Annotated in this window: 18 protein-coding genes and 3 pseudogenes; 3 read left to right on the forward strand and 18 right to left on the reverse strand. The window is 70.2% G+C overall.

Annotated elements, in window-relative coordinates; translation table 11 throughout:
- Positions 1-47: 47 nt before the first annotated feature.
- The 10 genes from IC63_RS07980 to hutI form a co-directional block, all read right to left on the reverse strand.
- Positions 48-830 carry an amino acid ABC transporter ATP-binding protein gene (locus IC63_RS07980; protein ID WP_036718829.1) on the reverse strand — a complete coding sequence of 261 codons (783 nt, stop codon included), beginning with the start codon at positions 828-830 and terminating at the stop codon, positions 48-50.
- 1 nt (position 831) lies between these two features.
- The gene (locus tag IC63_RS07985) at positions 832-1,491 is read right to left on the reverse strand and encodes an amino acid ABC transporter permease (protein ID WP_036718832.1); all 660 of its coding nucleotides are present in this window, start codon (positions 1,489-1,491) and stop codon (positions 832-834) included.
- Entirely contained in the window at positions 1,491-2,138 is a 648-nt protein-coding gene (locus IC63_RS07990; protein WP_036718835.1) for an amino acid ABC transporter permease, read from the reverse strand. The genes IC63_RS07985 and IC63_RS07990 overlap by 1 nt, the downstream gene beginning before the upstream one ends.
- Before the next feature lie 101 nt (positions 2,139-2,239).
- Positions 2,240-3,061 carry a transporter substrate-binding domain-containing protein gene (locus IC63_RS07995; RefSeq protein WP_036718838.1) on the reverse strand — a complete coding sequence of 274 codons (822 nt, stop codon included), beginning with the start codon at positions 3,059-3,061 and terminating at the stop codon, positions 2,240-2,242.
- Positions 3,062-3,139: 78 nt separating this feature from the next.
- Positions 3,140-3,724: a HutD/Ves family protein gene (locus tag IC63_RS16965; RefSeq protein ID WP_052041997.1), complete on the reverse strand. Its 585-nt coding sequence runs from the start codon at positions 3,722-3,724 to the stop codon at positions 3,140-3,142.
- The gene (hutU, locus tag IC63_RS08005; protein ID WP_036718901.1) at positions 3,721-5,427 is read right to left on the reverse strand and encodes a urocanate hydratase; all 1,707 of its coding nucleotides are present in this window, start codon (positions 5,425-5,427) and stop codon (positions 3,721-3,723) included. Before hutU ends, IC63_RS16965 begins: the two co-directional genes overlap by 4 nt.
- A gap of 10 nt (positions 5,428-5,437) precedes the next feature.
- Entirely contained in the window at positions 5,438-6,595 is a 1,158-nt protein-coding gene (locus tag IC63_RS08010) for an acyl-CoA dehydrogenase family protein (RefSeq protein WP_036718840.1), read from the reverse strand.
- The gene (locus tag IC63_RS08015) at positions 6,592-7,797 is read right to left on the reverse strand and encodes a CaiB/BaiF CoA transferase family protein (protein WP_036718843.1); all 1,206 of its coding nucleotides are present in this window, start codon (positions 7,795-7,797) and stop codon (positions 6,592-6,594) included. The genes IC63_RS08010 and IC63_RS08015 overlap by 4 nt, the downstream gene beginning before the upstream one ends.
- Positions 7,798-7,800: 3 nt before the next feature.
- Positions 7,801-9,339, reverse strand: coding sequence for a histidine ammonia-lyase (gene hutH, locus IC63_RS08020; protein ID WP_198026281.1), 1,539 nt, complete (start codon positions 9,337-9,339; stop codon positions 7,801-7,803).
- Positions 9,332-10,516 (reverse strand): imidazolonepropionase, encoded by a 1,185-nt coding sequence (gene hutI, locus IC63_RS08025; RefSeq protein ID WP_036718846.1) that lies wholly within the window; start codon positions 10,514-10,516, stop codon positions 9,332-9,334. Before hutI ends, hutH begins: the two co-directional genes overlap by 8 nt.
- An 82-nt stretch (positions 10,517-10,598) precedes the next feature.
- On the opposite strand from hutI, the gene IC63_RS08030 reads away from it, so the two are divergent.
- Positions 10,599-11,960, forward strand: a complete 1,362-nt coding sequence (locus IC63_RS08030) for a formimidoylglutamate deiminase (RefSeq protein ID WP_036718849.1) — start codon at positions 10,599-10,601, stop codon at positions 11,958-11,960.
- A 75-nt stretch (positions 11,961-12,035) separates the two neighbouring features.
- Here the strand turns inward: IC63_RS08030 and tpiA are convergent, their stop codons facing one another.
- The 8 genes and pseudogenes from tpiA to IC63_RS08065 form a co-directional block, all read right to left on the reverse strand.
- Positions 12,036-12,779 carry a triose-phosphate isomerase gene (tpiA, locus tag IC63_RS08035; RefSeq protein ID WP_036718853.1) on the reverse strand — a complete coding sequence of 248 codons (744 nt, stop codon included), beginning with the start codon at positions 12,777-12,779 and terminating at the stop codon, positions 12,036-12,038.
- Between the two features lie 99 nt (positions 12,780-12,878).
- Complete coding sequence (locus tag IC63_RS08040) at positions 12,879-13,256, reverse strand: HesB/IscA family protein (RefSeq protein ID WP_036718856.1); 378 nt, start codon at positions 13,254-13,256, stop codon at positions 12,879-12,881.
- 174 nt (positions 13,257-13,430) lie between these two features.
- Positions 13,431-13,766: a 3-keto-5-aminohexanoate cleavage protein gene (locus IC63_RS08045; protein WP_408633549.1), complete on the reverse strand. Its 336-nt coding sequence runs from the start codon at positions 13,764-13,766 to the stop codon at positions 13,431-13,433.
- A 150-nt stretch (positions 13,767-13,916) separates the two neighbouring features.
- Positions 13,917-14,138: a hypothetical protein gene (locus IC63_RS08050; protein ID WP_036718858.1), complete on the reverse strand. Its 222-nt coding sequence runs from the start codon at positions 14,136-14,138 to the stop codon at positions 13,917-13,919.
- A gap of 244 nt (positions 14,139-14,382) precedes the next feature.
- Positions 14,383-14,823 (reverse strand): annotated as a pseudogene (locus tag IC63_RS18745) (dioxygenase family protein); the annotation flags it as partial.
- 271 nt (positions 14,824-15,094) lie between these two features.
- Positions 15,095-15,316: pseudogene (locus IC63_RS19175) on the reverse strand (dioxygenase); the annotation flags it as partial.
- Between the two features lie 39 nt (positions 15,317-15,355).
- Positions 15,356-15,646 carry a muconolactone Delta-isomerase gene (gene catC / locus IC63_RS08060; protein WP_036718860.1) on the reverse strand — a complete coding sequence of 97 codons (291 nt, stop codon included), beginning with the start codon at positions 15,644-15,646 and terminating at the stop codon, positions 15,356-15,358.
- Between the two features lie 146 nt (positions 15,647-15,792).
- Entirely contained in the window at positions 15,793-16,821 is a 1,029-nt protein-coding gene (locus IC63_RS08065; RefSeq protein WP_269634714.1) for a muconate/chloromuconate family cycloisomerase, read from the reverse strand.
- A gap of 212 nt (positions 16,822-17,033) precedes the next feature.
- Here IC63_RS08065 and IC63_RS19230 point away from each other — a divergent pair.
- A pseudogene (locus IC63_RS19230) lies at positions 17,034-17,081 on the forward strand (hypothetical protein); the annotation flags it as partial.
- Positions 17,082-17,087: 6 nt separating this feature from the next.
- Positions 17,088-17,867, forward strand: a complete 780-nt coding sequence (locus IC63_RS08070; protein WP_232222550.1) for a LysR substrate-binding domain-containing protein — start codon at positions 17,088-17,090, stop codon at positions 17,865-17,867.
- The last annotated feature ends 173 nt before the right edge of the window (positions 17,868-18,040 follow it).

Consider the following 18,040-nt stretch of genomic DNA (forward strand, 5'->3'; position numbering starts at 1 on the left):
AGGCAAGGCTGACCGGCTGGGCCGACCCGACAGGGCCGGCCACGCGGTCACACCTCGAAGGCGTTGCGTTCGTGATAGCTGTGCAGGAACGCCCGGATGCGTTCGTCGCGCGGGTTGGCAAAGATTTCCGCCGGGGTCCCCGCCGCGACCAGCTCACCGCGTTCCATGAACGCCACGCGGTCCGCGACATGGGCGGCAAAGCCCATCTCGTGGGTGACGACGACCATCGTCATGCCCTCGGCGGCCAGCTGCTTCATCACCGCCAGCACCTCGCCCACCAGTTCCGGGTCCAGCGCGCTGGTCGGTTCGTCGAACAGCATCACCCGCGGCTGCATGGCGATGGCGCGGGCGATGGCGACGCGCTGCTGCTGGCCGCCCGACAGCCGGGCCGGGTGGTTCGCGGTCTTGTCGCCCAGCCCCACCTTGTCCAGCGCCGCGCGGGCCTGCGCCTCGGCCTCGGCGCGGGGCAGGCCGCGGACCCGTTCCAGCCCCTCGGCCACGTTCTGCAGAGCGGTCATGTGCGGCCACAGGTTGAACTGCTGGAACACCATGCCGATGTCGCGCCGCATCTCGCGCAGGCGGCGCCCCGACATCAGCCGCCCGCCGGGCGTGTCATAGCCGATCAGCTGGCCGTCGATGCGGATCTCGCCCGCGTCATAGCGTTCCAGGAAGTTGATGCAGCGCAGCAGCGTCGACTTGCCCGACCCGGACGGGCCGATCAGGCAGGTCACCTTGCCGGGCGGGATGTGCAGGCTGACATCCCGCAGCGCCTGGAAGGGGCCGTAGAACTTGTTGATCCGGGTCATGTCGACCGATGCGGCCTGCGTCATCTCAGCCTCTTTCGATATGCCGCGTCACGCGGGCTTCCAGCCTGCGGCCCAGCCGCGAAATCGTCTCGACCAGCCCCCAGAAGAACAGCGCGAGCACGAAGTTCGCTTCCAGATAGCGGAAGGTTTCGGTGGACATGCGTTGGGTCTGATACATCAGCTCGGGCACCGTGATGATCGACAGGATCACGGTTTCCTTGGTCAGGATGATCGAGAAGTTGACCAGCGCCGGCAGCGCCGACACCAGCGCCAACGGCAGCAGGATGCGCCGCACGATGGAGGGTTCCGGGATGCCCACGGCGCGCGCGGCCTCGATCTGGCCATGCGGCACGGCGCCGAAGCCCGAGCGGAAGATTTCCGCGAAATAGGGGCTGCCATAGACGGTCAGGCCCAAGAGCCCCGCGGGCAGCGCGTCCAGCCGCAGCCCGACCAGCGGGCCACCGTAATACAGCACGAACAGCTGGACGAGGAACGGGGTGCCGCGGATCACCTCGATATAGGCGCGCAGCAGCCAGTTGAGCCAGCGCGGCCCGTAGCGTTGCGCGAGCGCGATCATCAGGCCCAGAGCCATCGACAAGACCGTGCCCGCCAGCCAGCAGAACACCGTGATGCCGAAGCCGCGCAGCAGCATCGGGCCGTATTGCTGAAGAACCGACAGCTCCATCAGATCGCCATCCTGTGTTCCAGCCAGCGGCCGAGGGCCGCGAGGCACAGGTTGATCGCCAGGTAGATGCAGGCCGCGGCCAGGTAGACTTCCAGCGGGCGGAAGGTCGTGGCCGCCTGCGCCTGGCTGGCGCGGGTCAGTTCCAGGATGCCCACGACCGAGACCAGCGAGGACGCCTTGACCAGCAGGATCAGCTCGTTGACCAGCGCCGGCAGGGACATCACCACCGCCTGCGGCAGGATGATCCGGCGCCAGATCGTCGCCGGGCCCATGCCGATCGCCTGGGCGGCCTCGGTCTGTCCCCCCGGCAATGCGCCGATCGCGCCGCGCCAGATTTCCGAGATATAGGCCGACGCGCAGATGCCCACGGTGACCACGGCGGCGACCAGCGGAGGCACGTCGATGCCGATCACCGGCAGCAGGTAGAACATCAGCAGCAGCTGCACCAGCAGCGGCACGCCGCGCAGAAAACTGACCCACAGCGCCCCGATCCCGCGCGCCAGCCGCGAGCCGGACAGCCGCATCGCGCAGACCACGACGCCGATCACCAGCCCCAGCGCGATGCCCAGGCACGACACCAACAGCGTATAGCGCGCTGCCCAGGCGAGCGGCACGAAGGCGTCAAGGAATGTCTGGATGGAAAACATCACGGCCTGTCGACAAGGGGGGACCGGGGCGGACAGCGCCCGGGCGTGGCCCCGGGCGAAGATCGCCCGAAGCGTGGTTCAAAGGGCGCAGGCGCCCGGGGTCAGTTCGCCACCGGCTCCAGCGGCAGGTCGGTGGCGGTGCCCAGCCATTTTTCCTGGATCGCCTTGATCCGGCCGTCGTCGGTCATCTTCTTGATCGCGTCCTCGATGGCCTTGCGGAGGCTTTCGCTGTCATCGCCCTTGCGCAGCACCCAGGCGAAATAGCTGGGCTTGCCGAACTGCGCCGGCTCGAACAGGGCAAAGGTCTCGGGGCGGTTCTTCACCAGGTAGGTGAGGTTCGGCAGCGACCCCGCCACCGCGTCCAGCCGGCCCGCGGCGAGGTCGGCATAGGCCTCGTCGGTGGTGCCGTATTCCTTGACGGTCACGCCGCCCAGCTCGTTGCCATAGGCTTCCAGCTGGCGGAACTGCGCGGTGCCCTGCTGAACGCCGACGGTCTTGCCCTTGATGTCCTCGGGCTTGGTCAGGTCCTTGTTCGAGGCCGCCTTGACCAGCGACACGGTCGCGTCGGCGATCGGCGGGGTGAAGGTGTAACGCTCCAGCCGTTCGGCGGTCACGGTGACGGGGGCGATGACAATGTCGAACTTCTTGACCTCGAGCCCCGGCAGCTCGGCCGTCCACGGGATGTCCTGATAGACCGGCTCGACGCCGATTTCCTTGGCGACCTCGTCGAACAGGTCCTTGGTCATGCCCTCGTACGTGCCGTTGTTCAGCATGTCGAAGGGCGCATAGTGCATGTCGGTCGCGGTCACGATCTTGCCGGCGGCCTTGATGTCGGCCAGCTGGTCGGCCAGTGCGCCGGTGGCGGCCATCGCCAGGGCCGCGGCGCCGAACAGCGCGGATTTCAGGGACGTGCGGATGGTCATGGGTCGTTCCTCTCCTGTCGGGCGGGTTATGCAGGCGGCGCCCCTGCCCGGCGGGCGCCGCAACTGTGGCGGGCCGATCTAACCGTCGGTCGCGCCGGAAATCCAGTGTCGTGCGCGGGCCGGGCGGATCACCACCGCCAGCGCGGGGCCGGCTGCCGTGATCGTGTCCAGCCCGCCCGCCGCATCGGCGAGCAGCGTATCGCCAGGGCTCAAGGGGGAGCCGCCGGCGGGGTCCGGTTGCGCGCCCAGCGCCACCAGCGCGACGCAGCCCGGCGGCAGCGCCTCGCCCGCACCGATCTGCGCGACATGGTGGCACAGCACGCCGCGCCGCGTCATCACGTTAAGGTCAGTCACGGGGCCGCCGCTCAGGCGTCCCGTCACCGCCGCATCGCCCGGAAAGGACAGCGGCGCATCGCCGGGCACCAGCCGCACGGCCGCGCCGCCGAAATCGAGCTCCAGCCCCGCGCCCTGCAGCAGCGTCAGCGTGCGGTCGATGCCGGCGAAGGCCGAGAACGGGCCGTCCGCCGCCACCTCGGCCATGCTGAGCCGCCAGTCGAACCGGGCCACGTCGGCGCCGTCGGGGCCGACGGCGATCTGCCACGTCACGCCGCCGCCGTTGCGCCACGGCTGCGGCGTCAGCTCCGCCCGCCGGACCAGCCTCATCCCAGGATGCCCGGCAGGTTCAGCTGGTGCTCGCGGGCGCAGTCGATGGCGATGTCATAGCCCGCATCGGCGTGGCGCATGACGCCGGTGGCCGGGTCGTTCCACAGCACCCTCGCGATGCGGCGGTCGGCGTCCTCGGTCCCGTCGCAGCAGATCACCATGCCGGAGTGCTGCGAGAACCCCATGCCGACCCCGCCGCCGTGATGCAGCGACACCCAGGTTGCGCCCGAGGCCGTGTTCAGCAGCGCGTTCAGCAGCGGCCAGTCCGACACCGCGTCGGAGCCGTCCTTCATCGCCTCGGTCTCGCGGTTGGGGCTGGCCACGGACCCCGAATCGAGGTGGTCGCGGCCGATCACCACCGGCGCCTTCAGCTCGCCATTGCGGACCATCTCGTTGATCGCCAGCCCCGCGCGGTGCCGGTCGCCAAGGCCGATCCACATGATCCGCGCCGGCAGGCCCTGGAAGGCGATTCGGTCGCGCGCCATGTCCAGCCAGTTGTGCAGGTGGGTGTTCTCGGGGAACAGCTCCTTCATCTTGGCGTCGGTCTTGTAGATATCCTCGGGATCGCCCGACAGCGCCGCCCAGCGGAACGGGCCGATGCCGCGGCAGAACAGCGGGCGGATATAGGCCGGCACGAAGCCCGGGAAGGCAAAGGCGTTCTCCAGCCCTTCTTCAAGCGCGACCTGGCGGATGTTGTTGCCGTAATCGACGGTCGGCACGCCGGCGTTCCAGAAATCGACCATCGCCGCGACGTGGCGCATCATGCTGGCGCGGGCGGCGTGTTCGACGGCCTTCGGCTCGGTTTCCTGGCGGGCGCGCCATTCCGCAACCGACCAGCCCAGCGGCAGATAGCCGTGGATCGGGTCATGGGCCGAGGTCTGGTCGGTGACGATGTCGGGGCGGCTGTTCGGCATCGGCTCGCCCGCCTTCATCCGGCGCACCAGTTCCGGGAACACCTCGGCGGCGTTGCCGATCAGCGCCACGGATTTCGCCTCGCCAGCGCTGGTCCAGCGGTCGATCATCGCCAGCGCCTCGTCGAGGCTGTGGGTCTTTTCGTCGCAATAGCGGGTGCGGATGCGGAAATCGGCGCGGGTCTCGTCGCATTCGACGGCGAGGCAGCAGGCGCCGGCCATCACCGCGGCCAGCGGCTGCGCGCCGCCCATGCCGCCAAGGCCCGCGGTCAGGATCCACTTGCCCTTGAGGCTGCCGTCATAATGCTGCCGTCCGGCCTCGGCGAAGGTCTCGTAGGTGCCCTGCACGATGCCCTGGGTGCCGATATAGATCCACGACCCCGCGGTCATCTGGCCGTACATCGCCAGCCCCTTGCGGTCGAGTTCGTTGAAATGTTCCCACGTTGCCCAGTGCGGCACGAGGTTCGAGTTGGCGATCAGCACCCGCGGCGCGTCCTTGTGCGTCTGGAACACGCCGACCGGCTTGCCGGACTGCACCAGCAGCGTCTGGTCCTCGTCCAGTTCGCGCAAAGCCGCGGCGATCTTGTCGAAATCGTCCCAGGTGCGGGCGGCGCGGCCGATGCCGCCATAGACGACCAGCTCGTGCGGGTTCTCGGCCACGTCGGGATGCAGGTTGTTCATCAGCATCCGCAGCGGCGCCTCTGTCAGCCAGCTTTTCGCGGTGATCTCGGTGCCCGTCGCCGGGTAGATGTCGCGGGCATTGTGGCGCGGGTTGGGGGTCGGAATGTTCATCATGTCCCTCTCAGGCCAGCAGGCGGCCGGCAATGATGTTGCGCTGGATTTCGGACGAGCCTTCGTAGATCCGCATGATCCGCAGGTCGCGGACATGGCGTTCCAGCGGGAAGTTGCGGGTGAAGCCATAGCCGCCGTGGATCTGCAGCGCCGCGTCGGCGATGCGGCCGGCGGCTTCGGAGGCGAACAGCTTGGCCTTGCTGGCCGCGGTGCTGAAGCGCTTGCCCGACCCGTCATGCAGCGCCTGGCGCTGGCGGGCGGCCTCGTGGCCCAGCAGTTCGGCGGCTGACAGGTCGGTCGCCATGTCGGCCAGCATCCACTGGATGCCCTGCCGCGCGGCCAGCGGCTCGCCGCCGATGATTCGGGTCTTGGCCCAGTCGCGGGCCGCGCTCAGCGCCGCGCGGGCGATGCCGGTGGCCATCGCGGCGACCTCGATGCGGCCGTTGTCCAGCACCTGCATGGCGGTGCGGAAGCCCGAGCCCTCGGCCCCGACGCGGTTCGCGTCCGGGACGGTCAGGTCGAGGTCCAGTTCCCACACATGGCCGCCACGCAGCCCCATGGTCTGTTCCACCCGGCCCGGAGTCAGCCCGGGCGTGCCCTTTTCGACGACGAAGGCGGAAATCCCGCGATGCGCGGCGTCCGGGTCGGTCACCGCATAGACGACGATGAAATCGGCCACCCCGCCGTTCGAGATGAAGCACTTGCGCCCGCGGATGCGCCAGCCGTCGCCCTCGCGGGTGGCCCGGGTGCGCATGTCGGCGGGGTCGGACCCGGCGTTCGGCTCGGTCAGGCCAAAGGCGCCCAGCAGCTTGCCTTCGGCGGCGTCGGGCAGGATGCGGGCGCGCAGCGTGTCGTCGGCCCCGATCAGGATCGAATCGGTCGCGAGGTAATGCGCCGTTAGCGCCGACACGGTCGACCCGCAGCCGCCGGCGACCGCCGCCACCGCCTCGAACAGCGCGTGGGCCGAGATATCCGCGCCGCCCCAGCGTTCGGGCAGGTTGGCGCCCATCATTCCCAGCGCCGCCAGACCGGCCAGCTGGGCGTGAACGAACGCGCCGCTTTCGTCGGTGGCGGCGGCGCGCGGCACCAGCTCGTCGGCGGCAAAGCGCTGCAGCACGGACAGAAAGTCGCGCTCGGAGTCGCTCAGAAGATGGTCGTAGTCATTCATGGCTTTGCCTCGTTCACGATGCCGGCCGCGATCAGCCCGGCGATCTGGTCCGCGGACAGCCCCAGCCCGTCCAGCACGGCGCGGGTGTCGGCGCCCAGGGCCGGCGCACCCTGGGCGGCCAGCGGCTTGTTGCCGTCGAAGCGGACCGGCTGGCCCACCACCGGCGCGCGGCCCAGACGGTGATGCGGCAGCTCGGAGGCGAGCCCGCGCGCCTGCGCATGGGCCGAGCCCAGCTGGTCGGCCAGCGACATGATCGGCGCGGTGGGGATTCCCGCCTCGCGCAGCGCAGCCACGGCGTCGGAGGTCGGCAGAGCGGCGGACCAGCCCTCGATCATCGCGCGGATCTCGGGTTCATGCGCGGTGCGCCCCTCGTCGGTGGCAAAGCGCGGGTCGGCGGCAGCCTCGGGGCGGCCGCTTAGCGCGCACAACGCCGCGAACTGCCGCGCGCCCAGCACGGCGACGATCACATGGCCGTCGGCGGTGCGGAAGGCGCCGAAGGGGGTCGACAGCGGATGGCGGTTGCCGACCCGGGCGATGTGCTGGCCCGCATACAGATGCAGCGCGTGGCTGGTCGGCAGCATCGCCACGAGGCAATCCAGCATCGCCACGTCCAGCGTCGCGCCCTGGCCGGTGCGCCCGCGCCCGACCAGCGCCGCCAGCACCCCGATGACGGCATATAGTCCGGCAGCGGTGTCACCCAGCGCCTCGCCGACCTTCAGCGGCGCGCCGCCTTCCTCTCCGGTGGCGTCCATCCAGCCGGACATGGCCTGCACGACGATGTCATAGGCGGGGAGCCCCGCATCCGGTCCCGACTGGCCGAAGCCCGAGATCGAACAGACCACCACACCCGGGTTTTCCGCCCGCAGCCGGTCGGCGCCCAGACCCAGCCGGGCGGCCACGCCGGGGCGGAAATTCTCGATCACCACGTCGCAGCTGGCGGCGATGCTGCGGGCCAGCGCCTGGCCGTCCTCGGATTTCAGGTCGACGACGATCGACCGCTTGCCCCGGTTGGTCAGCGAGAACAGCGCCGATTCGCCGTCGCGGAACGGGCCGATATGACGGTAATCGTCGCCCTGCGGGGGTTCCAGCTTGACGATCTCGGCCCCCAGATCGGCGAGGATCGCGGTGGCGAAGGGCCCCGCCAGCACCCGCGACAGGTCAAGGACGCGCAGCCCGTCCAGCGGTTTCGACGTTCCGGCCATCGCTCAGACCCCGATCTCGGCCAACCCACCCGTGGCCTCGGCCAGCGCGTCGGACGCGACCAGCGCTGCGGCGGCGGTCAGCTCCGGCGCCAGATAGCGGTCCTGCCCCATCGGCGGCACCACCTCGCGCAGCCGGTCCAGCGCCGCCCGCAGCGGCCCCGAGGTCGCCAGCGGCGCGCGGGCATCCAGCCCGGCGCCGGCGCAGATCGCCTCGATCCCCACGATATGGGCAAGGTTGGCGTTCATCCGCTTCAGCCGGCGGGCGCCGTGGGCGGCCATGCTGACATGATCCTCCTGGTTGGCGCTGGTCGGCGTCGAATCGACCGAACAGGGGTTCGCCAGATGCTTGTTCTCGCTCATCAGCGCGGCCGAGGTGACCTCGGCGATCATCAGCCCGCTGTTCAGCCCCGGATCGGGGGTCAGGAAGGCCGGCAGGCCAAAGTTCATCGCCGGGTCCACCATCAGCGCGATGCGCCGCTGGCTGATCGCGCCGATCTCGGCCAGCGCCAGCGCGATCTGATCGGCGGCGAAAGCCACCGGCTCGGCGTGGAAGTTCCCGCCCGAGACGATGCGGTCCACCTCGGTCAGCACCAGCGGGTTGTCGGTGGCGGCATTCGCCTCGATCTCCAGCGTGCGCGCGACCTGCCACAGGATGTCCAGGCAGGCGCCCGTCACCTGCGGCTGGCAGCGGATGCAATAGGGGTCCTGCACGCGCTGATCCCCCTCGCGGTGGCTTTCGCGGATCTCCGACCCCTCCATCAGCCCCCGGATCACGCGCGCCGCGAGGATCTGGCCGCGATGGCCGCGCAGCGTGTGGATTTCGTCGAGCAACGGCGCGGTCGATCCCATGATCGCGTCGGTGGACATGGCCGAGGCGACCAGCGCCGCCCGCGCCGCGCGGAAGCCGTCGAACAGGCCCGCGAGCGCAAAGGCGGTGGAGACCTGCGTGCCGTTGATGAGCGCCAGCCCCTCCTTGGCGCTGAGTTCGACCGGGGTCAGCCCCGCGGCGGCCAGAGCCTCGGCGCCGGGCATCTCGCGGCCCTCGAAGAACGCGCGGCCCTCGCCCAGCATCACCGCCGCCATATGCGCCAGCGGCGCGAGGTCGCCCGAGGCCCCGACCGAGCCCTGCGCCGGGATCATCGGGGTGACGCCGCGGGCCAACATAGCCTCCAGCAGATCGACCAGCACCGGGCGCACGCCCGAGGCGCCGCGGCCGAGGCTCAGCAGCTTTAGCGCCATGATCAGGCGGACGGTCGGTTCCTCGACCGGCTCGCCCACGCCGCAGCAATGCGACAGGATCAGGTTGCGCTGCAGGGTTGCGGTGTCCTCGGGCGCGATGCGGACCGAGGCGAGCTTGCCGAAGCCCGTGTTCACCCCATAGACCGGCTGGTCCCCGGCGGCGGCGGCGGCGATGCGGGCGGCCGAGGCCTCGATGCGCGGGCGGGCCGAGGCATCCAGCCGCACGGCCAGCCCCTCGCGCCAGACACGCTCGAGTTCGGCCAGCGTGGCCGCGCCGGGGGTAAGGGTCAGCGTGTCAGTCAAGGTCGCCTCCGAGGATGCGGGCGTGAAGCGGGTTGAAGCCGATGCGATAGGACAGTTCCGCCGGATGGGCGCAGTCCCAGACCGCGAGATCGGCGAGCATTCCGGGCGCGATCCGGCCGCGGTCGGCCAGCCCCAGCGCCGTGGCGGCATGGGCGGTGACGCCGGCGAGGCATTCGGCCGGCGTCATGCGGAACAGCGTCGCGCCCATGTTCATCGTCAGCAGCAGCGAGGTCAGCGGCGAGGTGCCGGGGTTGCAGTCGGTGGCCAGCGCCATCGGCACCCCCGCCGCGCGCAGGTCGGCGATCGGTGGCAGCTTCGTCTCGCGCAGGGTGTAGAAGGCGCCGGGCAGCATCACCGCGACGGTGCCCGCGGCAGCCATCGCGTCGATCCCGTCCTGCCCCAGCCATTCCAGGTGATCGGCCGAGATCGCCCCGTGCCGCGCCGCCATCGCAGTGCCGCCCAGATCGGACAGCTGTTCGGCGTGCAGCTTGACCGGCAGGCCCAGCCCGGCGGCGTGGTCAAAGACGCGGGCCATCTCGTCCACCGAAAAGGCGATGCCCTCGCAGAAGCCGTCGACGGCGTCGATCAGCCCCTCGGCATGGGCGGCGTCCATCCCGGCGATGACGACCTCGTCCAGATAGGCGGCCCGGTCGTCCTTGTATTCCGGCGGCAGCGCGTGGGCGGCAAGCCAAGTGGTGACGACCCGGACCTGGCGCTCACGCCCCACGGCGCGGGCGGCGCGCAGCATCCGCAGCTCGGTGCCGACGTCCAGGCCATAGCCCGACTTGATCTCGAGCGTGGTCACGCCTTCGCGGATCAGGTGGTCGGCGCGGGTCAGGGCCGCGGCCAGCAATTCGTCGTCCGAGGCCCCGCGGGTGGCGCGGACGGTCGACAGGATGCCGCCGCCGGCGCGCGCGATCTCTTCGTAACCGGCGCCGTTCAGGCGCATGTCGAATTCCTGCGCCCGGTCGCCGCCGAACACCAGGTGCGTGTGGCAGTCGATCAGCCCCGGCGTCACCAGCCGGCCGCCCAGGCTGCGGGTCTCGCCGTCCTGCGCCAGCTCGGCGCGCGGCCCGGCCCAGGCGATGCGGTCGCCGTCCAGCACGATGGCGGCGTCGGCGGTCAGCCGCAAACCGCTGCGGTCGGCCTCGGCCAGGGTCAGGTCGGTGAGTATCATGCGGCAGTCGATCCGGGCTTGTGCGGCGTGTGCGGTGGATTATTATGACTGCACATATTGCTGTCAAGATGGAGAAATCACGATGACCGCGATCCATGCCGCCCAGGCGCTGCTGCCGCAGGGCTGGGCCAGCGACGTGACCGTCAGCCTTGGCCCGGACGGGCGGATCTCGGCGGCCACGCCCGATTCGGCCGCGCCCGCGGATGCGGTGCGGGTCGGCGTCCTGCTGCCGGCGCCCGCCAACACCCACTCCCATGCCTTCCAGCGCGCGATGGCCGGGCTGACCGAGCGCCGCGGGCAGGGCAGCGACAGCTTCTGGACCTGGCGGACGCTGATGTATCGCTTCGTCGACGTCATCACGCCCGAGCAGTTGCAGGCGATCGCCGCCTTCGTGCAGATTGAGATGCTCGAGGCGGGCTTCGGCGCCTCGGTCGAGTTCCACTATCTGCACCACCAGCCCGACGGCACGCCGCATGACGACATCGCCGAGATGTCGGCGCGGATCGCGGCGGCGGCCGGGCAGTCGGGGATCGGGCTGACCCTGCTGCCGGTGATGTATCAGTATGGGGGCTGCGACCGCCGCCCGCTGGCCGGGGGGCAGCTGCGATTCGGCAACGACCTGGACCGCTTCGGGCGGCTGGTGGACGGCGCCCGCCGGGCGCTGAGCGCCTTGCCCGACGCCCGGCTGGGGGTCGCGCCGCATTCGCTGCGCGCGGTCGCGGCGCAGGATTTCGCGGCGCTCGCGGCGCTGACCGACGGCCCGATCCACCTGCATCTCGCCGAACAGCAGCCCGAGTTGGACGAGGTGCTGGCCGCCTATGGCGCCCGGCCGGCGGAATGGGCGCTTGCCAATCTGGACCTGAGCCCGCGCTGGTGCCCGATTCACATCACCCAGATGCTGCCGCATGAAACCGAGGCGCTGGCCGCCACCGGCGCCATCGCCGGGCTGTGCCCGCTGACCGAGGCGAGCCTGGGCGACGGCATCTTCGACGGGGTGCGCTGGCTGGGCGCGGGCGGGGCGATCTCGGTCGGCTCGGACAGCAACATCCGCATCTCGCTGGCCGAGGAGCTGCGCCAGCTGGAAACCAGCCAGCGGCTGCGCGACCACTCGCGCGCGGCGCTGGCGACGCCCGAGCTGTCTACCGGGCGGCGGATGTTCCAGGCCGTGGCCGAAGGCGGCGCGCAGGCCGCGGGGCGCGACAGCGGCGCGATCCGGCCGGGCGCGCTGGGGGACCTGCTGGCGCTGGACATGAGCCACCCGGATCTGGACGGGCTGGCCGGAGATACCATCCTCGACAGCTTTGCGATGGCCGGCGGCAGCGACATGGTCGGCGAGGTGTGGTCCGGCGGGCGGCATGTCGTCCGTGACGGCCGCCATGTCCGACGTCACGAGATCGAGGCGGCGTATCGCACCGCTGTCCGCGGCCTTCGCGCCGCGGCCTGACCGCGCGGGGCTTCACGTCATGGGCGGGGTTTTGCGCTTGAAGCGCAGACATAAGTTCGCCCGCGCCCGGCGGCGTCAGGCCGCCGCCAGCGCCGCCACGATCGGCCCGAAATCGCTCGCCTTGAGGCTCGCGCCGCCTACCAGCGCGCCGTCGACATGGGGGATGGCAAAGATCTCGGCCGCGTTCGACGGCTTGACGCTGCCGCCATACAGCAGCGCGAAATCGGCGCCGTCGCCGAACCGCCGCACCAGCGCGTCGCGCATCGCGGCGTGGACCTCGGCGATCTGGTCGCCGGTGGGCGTGCGGCCGGTGCCGATGGCCCAGACGGGCTCATAGGCGATGACGGTGTTGGCCGCGGTGGCGCAGTCGGGGACCGATCCTGCCAGCTGGCGGGCGATGACGTCCAGCGTCTGGCCGCCGTCGCGTTCCGCTTCGGTCTCGCCCACGCAGATCACGCTGACCAGCCCGGCCTTGTGCGCGGCGATCGCCTTTGCGGCGACCTCGCCGTCGGTTTCGGCGTGGTCGGTGCGACGCTCGGAATGGCCGACGATGACGTGGCTGGCGCCGGCGTCGCGCAACTGCGGGGCCGAGATGTCGCCGGTATGGGCGCCGCTGTCCTTGGCGTGGCAGTCCTGCCCGCCGACGGCGATGCCCTGGCCTGCGCGCGACGACATGGCGTGGATCAGCGTCGCCGGGGGGCAGATCAGGACGTCGACCCCCGCCTCGCCGTGATCACGCGCCAGCGCGTCCAGTTCGGCCAGCGCGGCGAGGGTTCCGTTCATCTTCCAGTTGCCGGCGGCGAGCTTGCGGGGGGCCATCACATCCTCCTTGACGGGTCGGGCAGGGCCTAGCCGCCACACCTCCCGGGTTCAAGGGCGCGGTGTCAGGGGCGGGGGACCAAGGGCGAGGGGGGGCGCTCAGCCATTCTGCTGCGCGGCCGACCCGGCCAGCGGCTCGAACCGCACCGATTCGCCGCAGCCGCAGGAATCCGTCACGTTCGGGTTCACGAAGCGGAAGCCGCTGTCCAGAAGCCCGCTCGCATAGTCGATCTGGGTGCCGAACAGGAACATCTGCGCGGTGGGCGCGATCAGCACCCGCGCTGCGCCCTGCTCCACCACCTCGTCGCCGGGATTGGCGGATTCGGCCAGCTCCATCGTGTATTCCATGCCCGCGCAGCCGCCCTTCTTCAGCCCGATCCGCAGCCCCGAGGCGTTCCTGTCCCCCATCAGCCGGGCGATGCGGGCCTCGGCGGCGGGGGTGATGGTGACGGGCGGCTTGCCGGGGATCGAGAACATGGGGATGCCTTTCGCGCTTGGGCCAAAGATAGGGGCGCGGCGCCCCCGGCTCAAGCCGCGCGCGGGAATTGCCGAGGCGGGTCGTGCCAGGGCCGGCGTCTGCCAGCCGCCCCGGCCCCCGCGCGAGACGCCATGGCGAACTCATCCATGCGCAGATAACCTATCCAGCCGATATCACGAATCTTTGTGTGTCACTTGCGTGAGCCCCAGGATCTCGCGCGCTTGTTCGGGTGTGGCGACGGGCCGGCCGTGGCGTGCGGCGATCTCGGCGGCGCGGCGCACCAGCGCGGCGTTCGACGGCGCGAGCATCGTGCGGTCCAGCCGCACGTTGTCCTCGAGCCCCGTGCGCGCATGCCCGCCGGCCCCGATGGCCCATTCGTTCAGCGTGACCTGATGCGCCTCGATGCCCGCCGCACACCACGGCGCGTCCGTGCCGAACAGGCGATGCACGGTGCGGATGTAATAGTCGAACACGTCGCGATCGACCGGCATCGCGTTCTTCACCCCCATCACGAACTGCACTTAGGGCCGCGCGGGCGGTCGTCCGCCGGGCCATCGTCGCGGACATGCAGATCGACGCCGTTCACGGTCACGCTGCGCATGATGGGTCCTTCCAGCGGCAGGTCCGGCCCGAGGAGATGGCCCCGCGCCGGCTCAGTGTCATTCCAAAGCCGAAGCCACCGCGACGGGGACGCGGGTACGCGCGCTGGCCAGCGCAAAGACCAGCATGGCGGCGGCGGCAACCGCGGCCGGGATCGCGAAGATCAGGAAGTCCTCGCGCAGCGGCAGTTGCTGGGCCAGCAGCACGCCCCCCAGCGTCGGGCCGACGATGGCCCCGCTCCGTCCAACGCCCGAGGCCCAGCCAAGCCCCGCGCCCCGCACCCCGCACCGGCAGATCGTAAAGCTGCGCCACGCTCGCATAAAGCAGCGAGGAGGAACCCGAAATGAGAACGCTTGCGGAGCGTGCCGTTCTGGTGATTGTCCTCGACGGCGGTGGCAAACAGCGTCGCGAGGTCGTCTTGGGGTCGGATGATCGCGGTCATGGGGCCTCCTCCCAGGGGAAGCGCGTGGCGCTTGGCCCCTGCCGGTTCACGGGTTGACGTTCGGGTGGTGGACGCGTCGCGCCTTACGCGGCGGCGCGGCGGCGCTGTTCGTTGACCTGGTTGTCCACGCCGTCGACCAGCGGGGTCAGGTGGATGTCGAATTCGATCTCGGCGAAGGGACCGTTCAGGCCGTTGGCGTGGATCGATTCCTCGTCGCTGCGTTCGCGCACCGCGGGCACCAGCCCGTCACGGGTCGCATAAGCGAAGTCGTCGTTGATCAGCGGATCGCCCTCGATGTTGATCTGGGTGGTAAGCTTGCGATGCCCGTCCGCGCTGATGAAGAAGTGGATATGCGCGGGCCGCTGGCCGTGACGCCCGAGCGCCGAGAGGAGCTTCTCGGTCGGGCTGCCGGGCGGCACGCCGTAGCCCGAGGGCAGGATCGACTGGAACCTGTAGCGGCCGTTCTCGTCGGCATAGATCGTGCGGCGCATGTTGAAGGGCGCCTGCTGGCCGGTGGGGTCGAAGTGCGAATAGAAGCCCCGCGTGTCGCAATGCCAGACCTCGACCTTGGCGCCGGCAGCGGGGGCCCTGGGCGTCGTGAACCACGCCGTGCATCACCAGCGTCTGGCCCTCGGCGGTGCCGTCGTCCAGGCGCGCGAAGCCGGTCGATTCCGGGGCCCCGGCCACGTACAGGGGGCCTTCGATGGTCCGGGGGGTCGGGTTCTCGATCCCCAGGGCCTCGTCGATGGCGTCCAGCCGCTCGTCCAGGAAGTGATCGACCCCCAGACCGGGCGAGATCAGCCCCGCCTGGCCCGCGGCGCCCAGGTCGTTGAGCCACGCCACGCCCTGCCAGTATTCGTCAGGCGTGATGTTCAGGTCGTCGATGGCGCGGAACAGGTCCGACATCAGGCGATGGGTGATTTCCTTCATGCGCGCGCTGCCCGCGCTGTTGTTCAGCCCGCTGAGCTCGCGCAGGAACTCCTGGGTGTCGGGGTGGTCGAAGATGGTGACGCTCATGGCTAGGCTCCTCCTCCTAAGGGGTGTCGGTCGGACAGCTCAGGTGTCGTCGTCGCGGATGGCGGACGGATGCCGCAGCAGCGGCATCACGGCGATGGTCATGAAGGGAAACAGCGGCAGTCCCGACAGGATCTCGTGCAGGCGGGCGTTGTCGGCCACGTCGAAGATGCTGACGTTGGCGTAGGCCCCGGCGATGCGCCAGATGTGGCGCCATTCGCCGCTGCGCTGCAATTCCTGGGAATACGCCTTTTCGCGGGCGAGGATCGCGTCGCGTTCACCGGCGGGCAGGTCGCGGGGCAGGTGAACATCCATGCGGACGTGAAACAGCACGGGCTATCCTCTCGTGCGCCGGTCGAACCCGTTGCGGGCAAATCGCGCCAGCCGGTCGGGATCGAGGGTGAGGCCAAGGCCTGGCCCCGTGGGCAGGTCCAGGTGGAAATCGCGGTAGGACAGCGGCTCGGTCAGGATGTCCTCGGTCAGCAGCAGCGGCCCGAACAGTTCGGTGTCCAGTCCAGCCGCGCGAAGGTCGCAAACGCATGGGCCGAGATGATGGTCCCGACCGGCCCTTCCAGCATCGTGCCGCCGTAAAGGCCGATGCCCGCCGCCTCGGCGATGGCCGCGACGCGCAGCGCGCCGAACGCGCCGCCCGACTGTTCCAGCTTGACCGAGAACACGTCCGCCCCCGCGTCCCGCGCAATGACAAAGGCGCTGTCCGGCCCGGTCAGCGTCTCGTCGGCCATCAGCGCAAGGGGGAAACGGCGCATCAGGCGCCCCATCGCGGCGGCCGAGGCGACCGGCTGCTCGGCCAGGGTGCAGCCCGCATCGGCCAAGGCAGGCAGGCCCCAGGCGGCGTCGGTTTTGGACCAGGCCATGTTCACATCCACCCGCACCGTGGCGCGTCCCTCGACCGCGCGGGCGATGGCCGCGACATGGGCCACGTCCTCGCGCACGGGCCGGGTGCCGATCTTGAGCTTGAAGACGTCGTGGCGGCGGGCATCGAGCATCTGCTCGGCCTCGGCGATGTCGCGGGCGGTCTGGCCCGAGGCGAGCGTCCAGGCGACCGGCAGCTGGTCGCGGCGCCGCCCGCCCAGCAGGTCCGCGACCGGTACGCCCAGCCGCTTGCCGTGGGCGTCGAGCAGCGCGGTTTCCACGGCGGATTTCGAAAAGCGGTTATCTTTCACCATCTGCCCGACGCGGGCCATCAGCGCCTGGATGCGGGTCGCGTCCTGCCCGATCAGCAGCGGGCCGACATAGCGGTCCACCGTCAGCTTCATGCCCTCGGGGCTTTCGGCACCATAGGCGAGACCGCCAATGGTGGTGCCCTCGCCCCAGCCCTCGATCCCGTCGCTGCAGCGGATGCGCACCAGCATCAGCGTCTGGCCGTCCATGGTCGCGACCGAAAGCTTGTGGGGCCGGATGGTCGGCAAGTCGATCAGCATCGTGTCGACCCGTTCGATCACGGGGGCGGCGCTGGTCAGGTGCAGGGGGGTGATGATCTGGTCCATGCACCGAACACTGCCTGATTCGCCGCCTGCGGGTCCAAGACCATTTGTATTTGATACGATACCTTGAGAGTATGATGCGACGGCACGTTCCCGCGTGGGCTGGGACGCCAAGCGGCGTTATAACGGAGCATGACGGATGGACCTGCGCCAGCTGCGTTATTTCGTGACCGTCGCGCGAGCGCAATTTCACCCGCGCGGCGGAACAGCTGCACATCGCCCAGCCTCCGCTCAGCCGCAACATCCAGATCCTCGACGAGGAACTGGGGGTGGAGCTGCTGTCGCGCAGCCACCGCCCGGTGCGGCTGACCGAAGCGGGGCGGCTGTTTCAAGAGCAGGCGCTGCAGATCCTCGGCCGCGTCGAACAGATGGCCGAAGCCACGCGCCGCGTGGGCCGCAACCAGAACCGCGTGCTGTCCATCGGTTTTGTCGCCTCGACCCTCTATGGCGGGCTGCCCGCGCTCATCCGCAAGCTGCGGGCCCGCGCGCCTGACCTGGACCTGCGGCTGATCGACTTGCTGTCCACCGAACAGATCACCGCGCTGAAGGAAGGACGAATCGACATCGGCTTCGGCCGCCTGCGCCATTCGGATCCCGGCGTCACCGGCACGACGCTGCGCGAAGAACGGCTGGTCGTGGCGCTGCCTTTCGATGACCCCCTGGCCGCAGAGCCTGACCCCATGCCGCTGGCCGACCTCGCGGGGCGCGCGATGATCGTCTATCCGCGTGAGCCGCGTCCAAGCTATGCCGACTTCATCCTGGCCATGCTGCGCGAGGCCGAGGTCCCACCGGCACAGGTCGAGGAAGTGCGAGAGATCCAGACGGCTCTCGGCCTGGTGGCGGCGGGCACGGGCCTGTGTATCGTGCCACTCTCGGCGCGGCAGGTGCGGTCCGATCTGCGTTACCGGGTGATTGCAGACCCCCAGGCGGTCTCGCCCGTCATCCTGAGTCATCGCACGGGCGACCGCTCGCCGGCCATCGCGACGGTGCGCGAGACCATCGCCGAGATCTATGCCGAAAACCCGCCTTGGCTTGGCCGCGGGGACTGAACGCGGCTCAGTCATCAGCTTGCTCGCGTGCGGCGCGATGGGGCTCGGATGTGACCCAGGCGCCCGGACGCGCCAGCATGTCGTTCAGCGTCCTGGGTCCTGCCGGCGACAAGGGCCCGGTCAGGATGATTTCCAGCCGCTCGGACACCCGGCGCGGTCTGGCGCACGGCCTT

The organism is Paracoccus sphaerophysae (genome assembly GCF_000763805.1).
Classification (GTDB): domain Bacteria; phylum Pseudomonadota; class Alphaproteobacteria; order Rhodobacterales; family Rhodobacteraceae; genus Paracoccus; species Paracoccus sphaerophysae.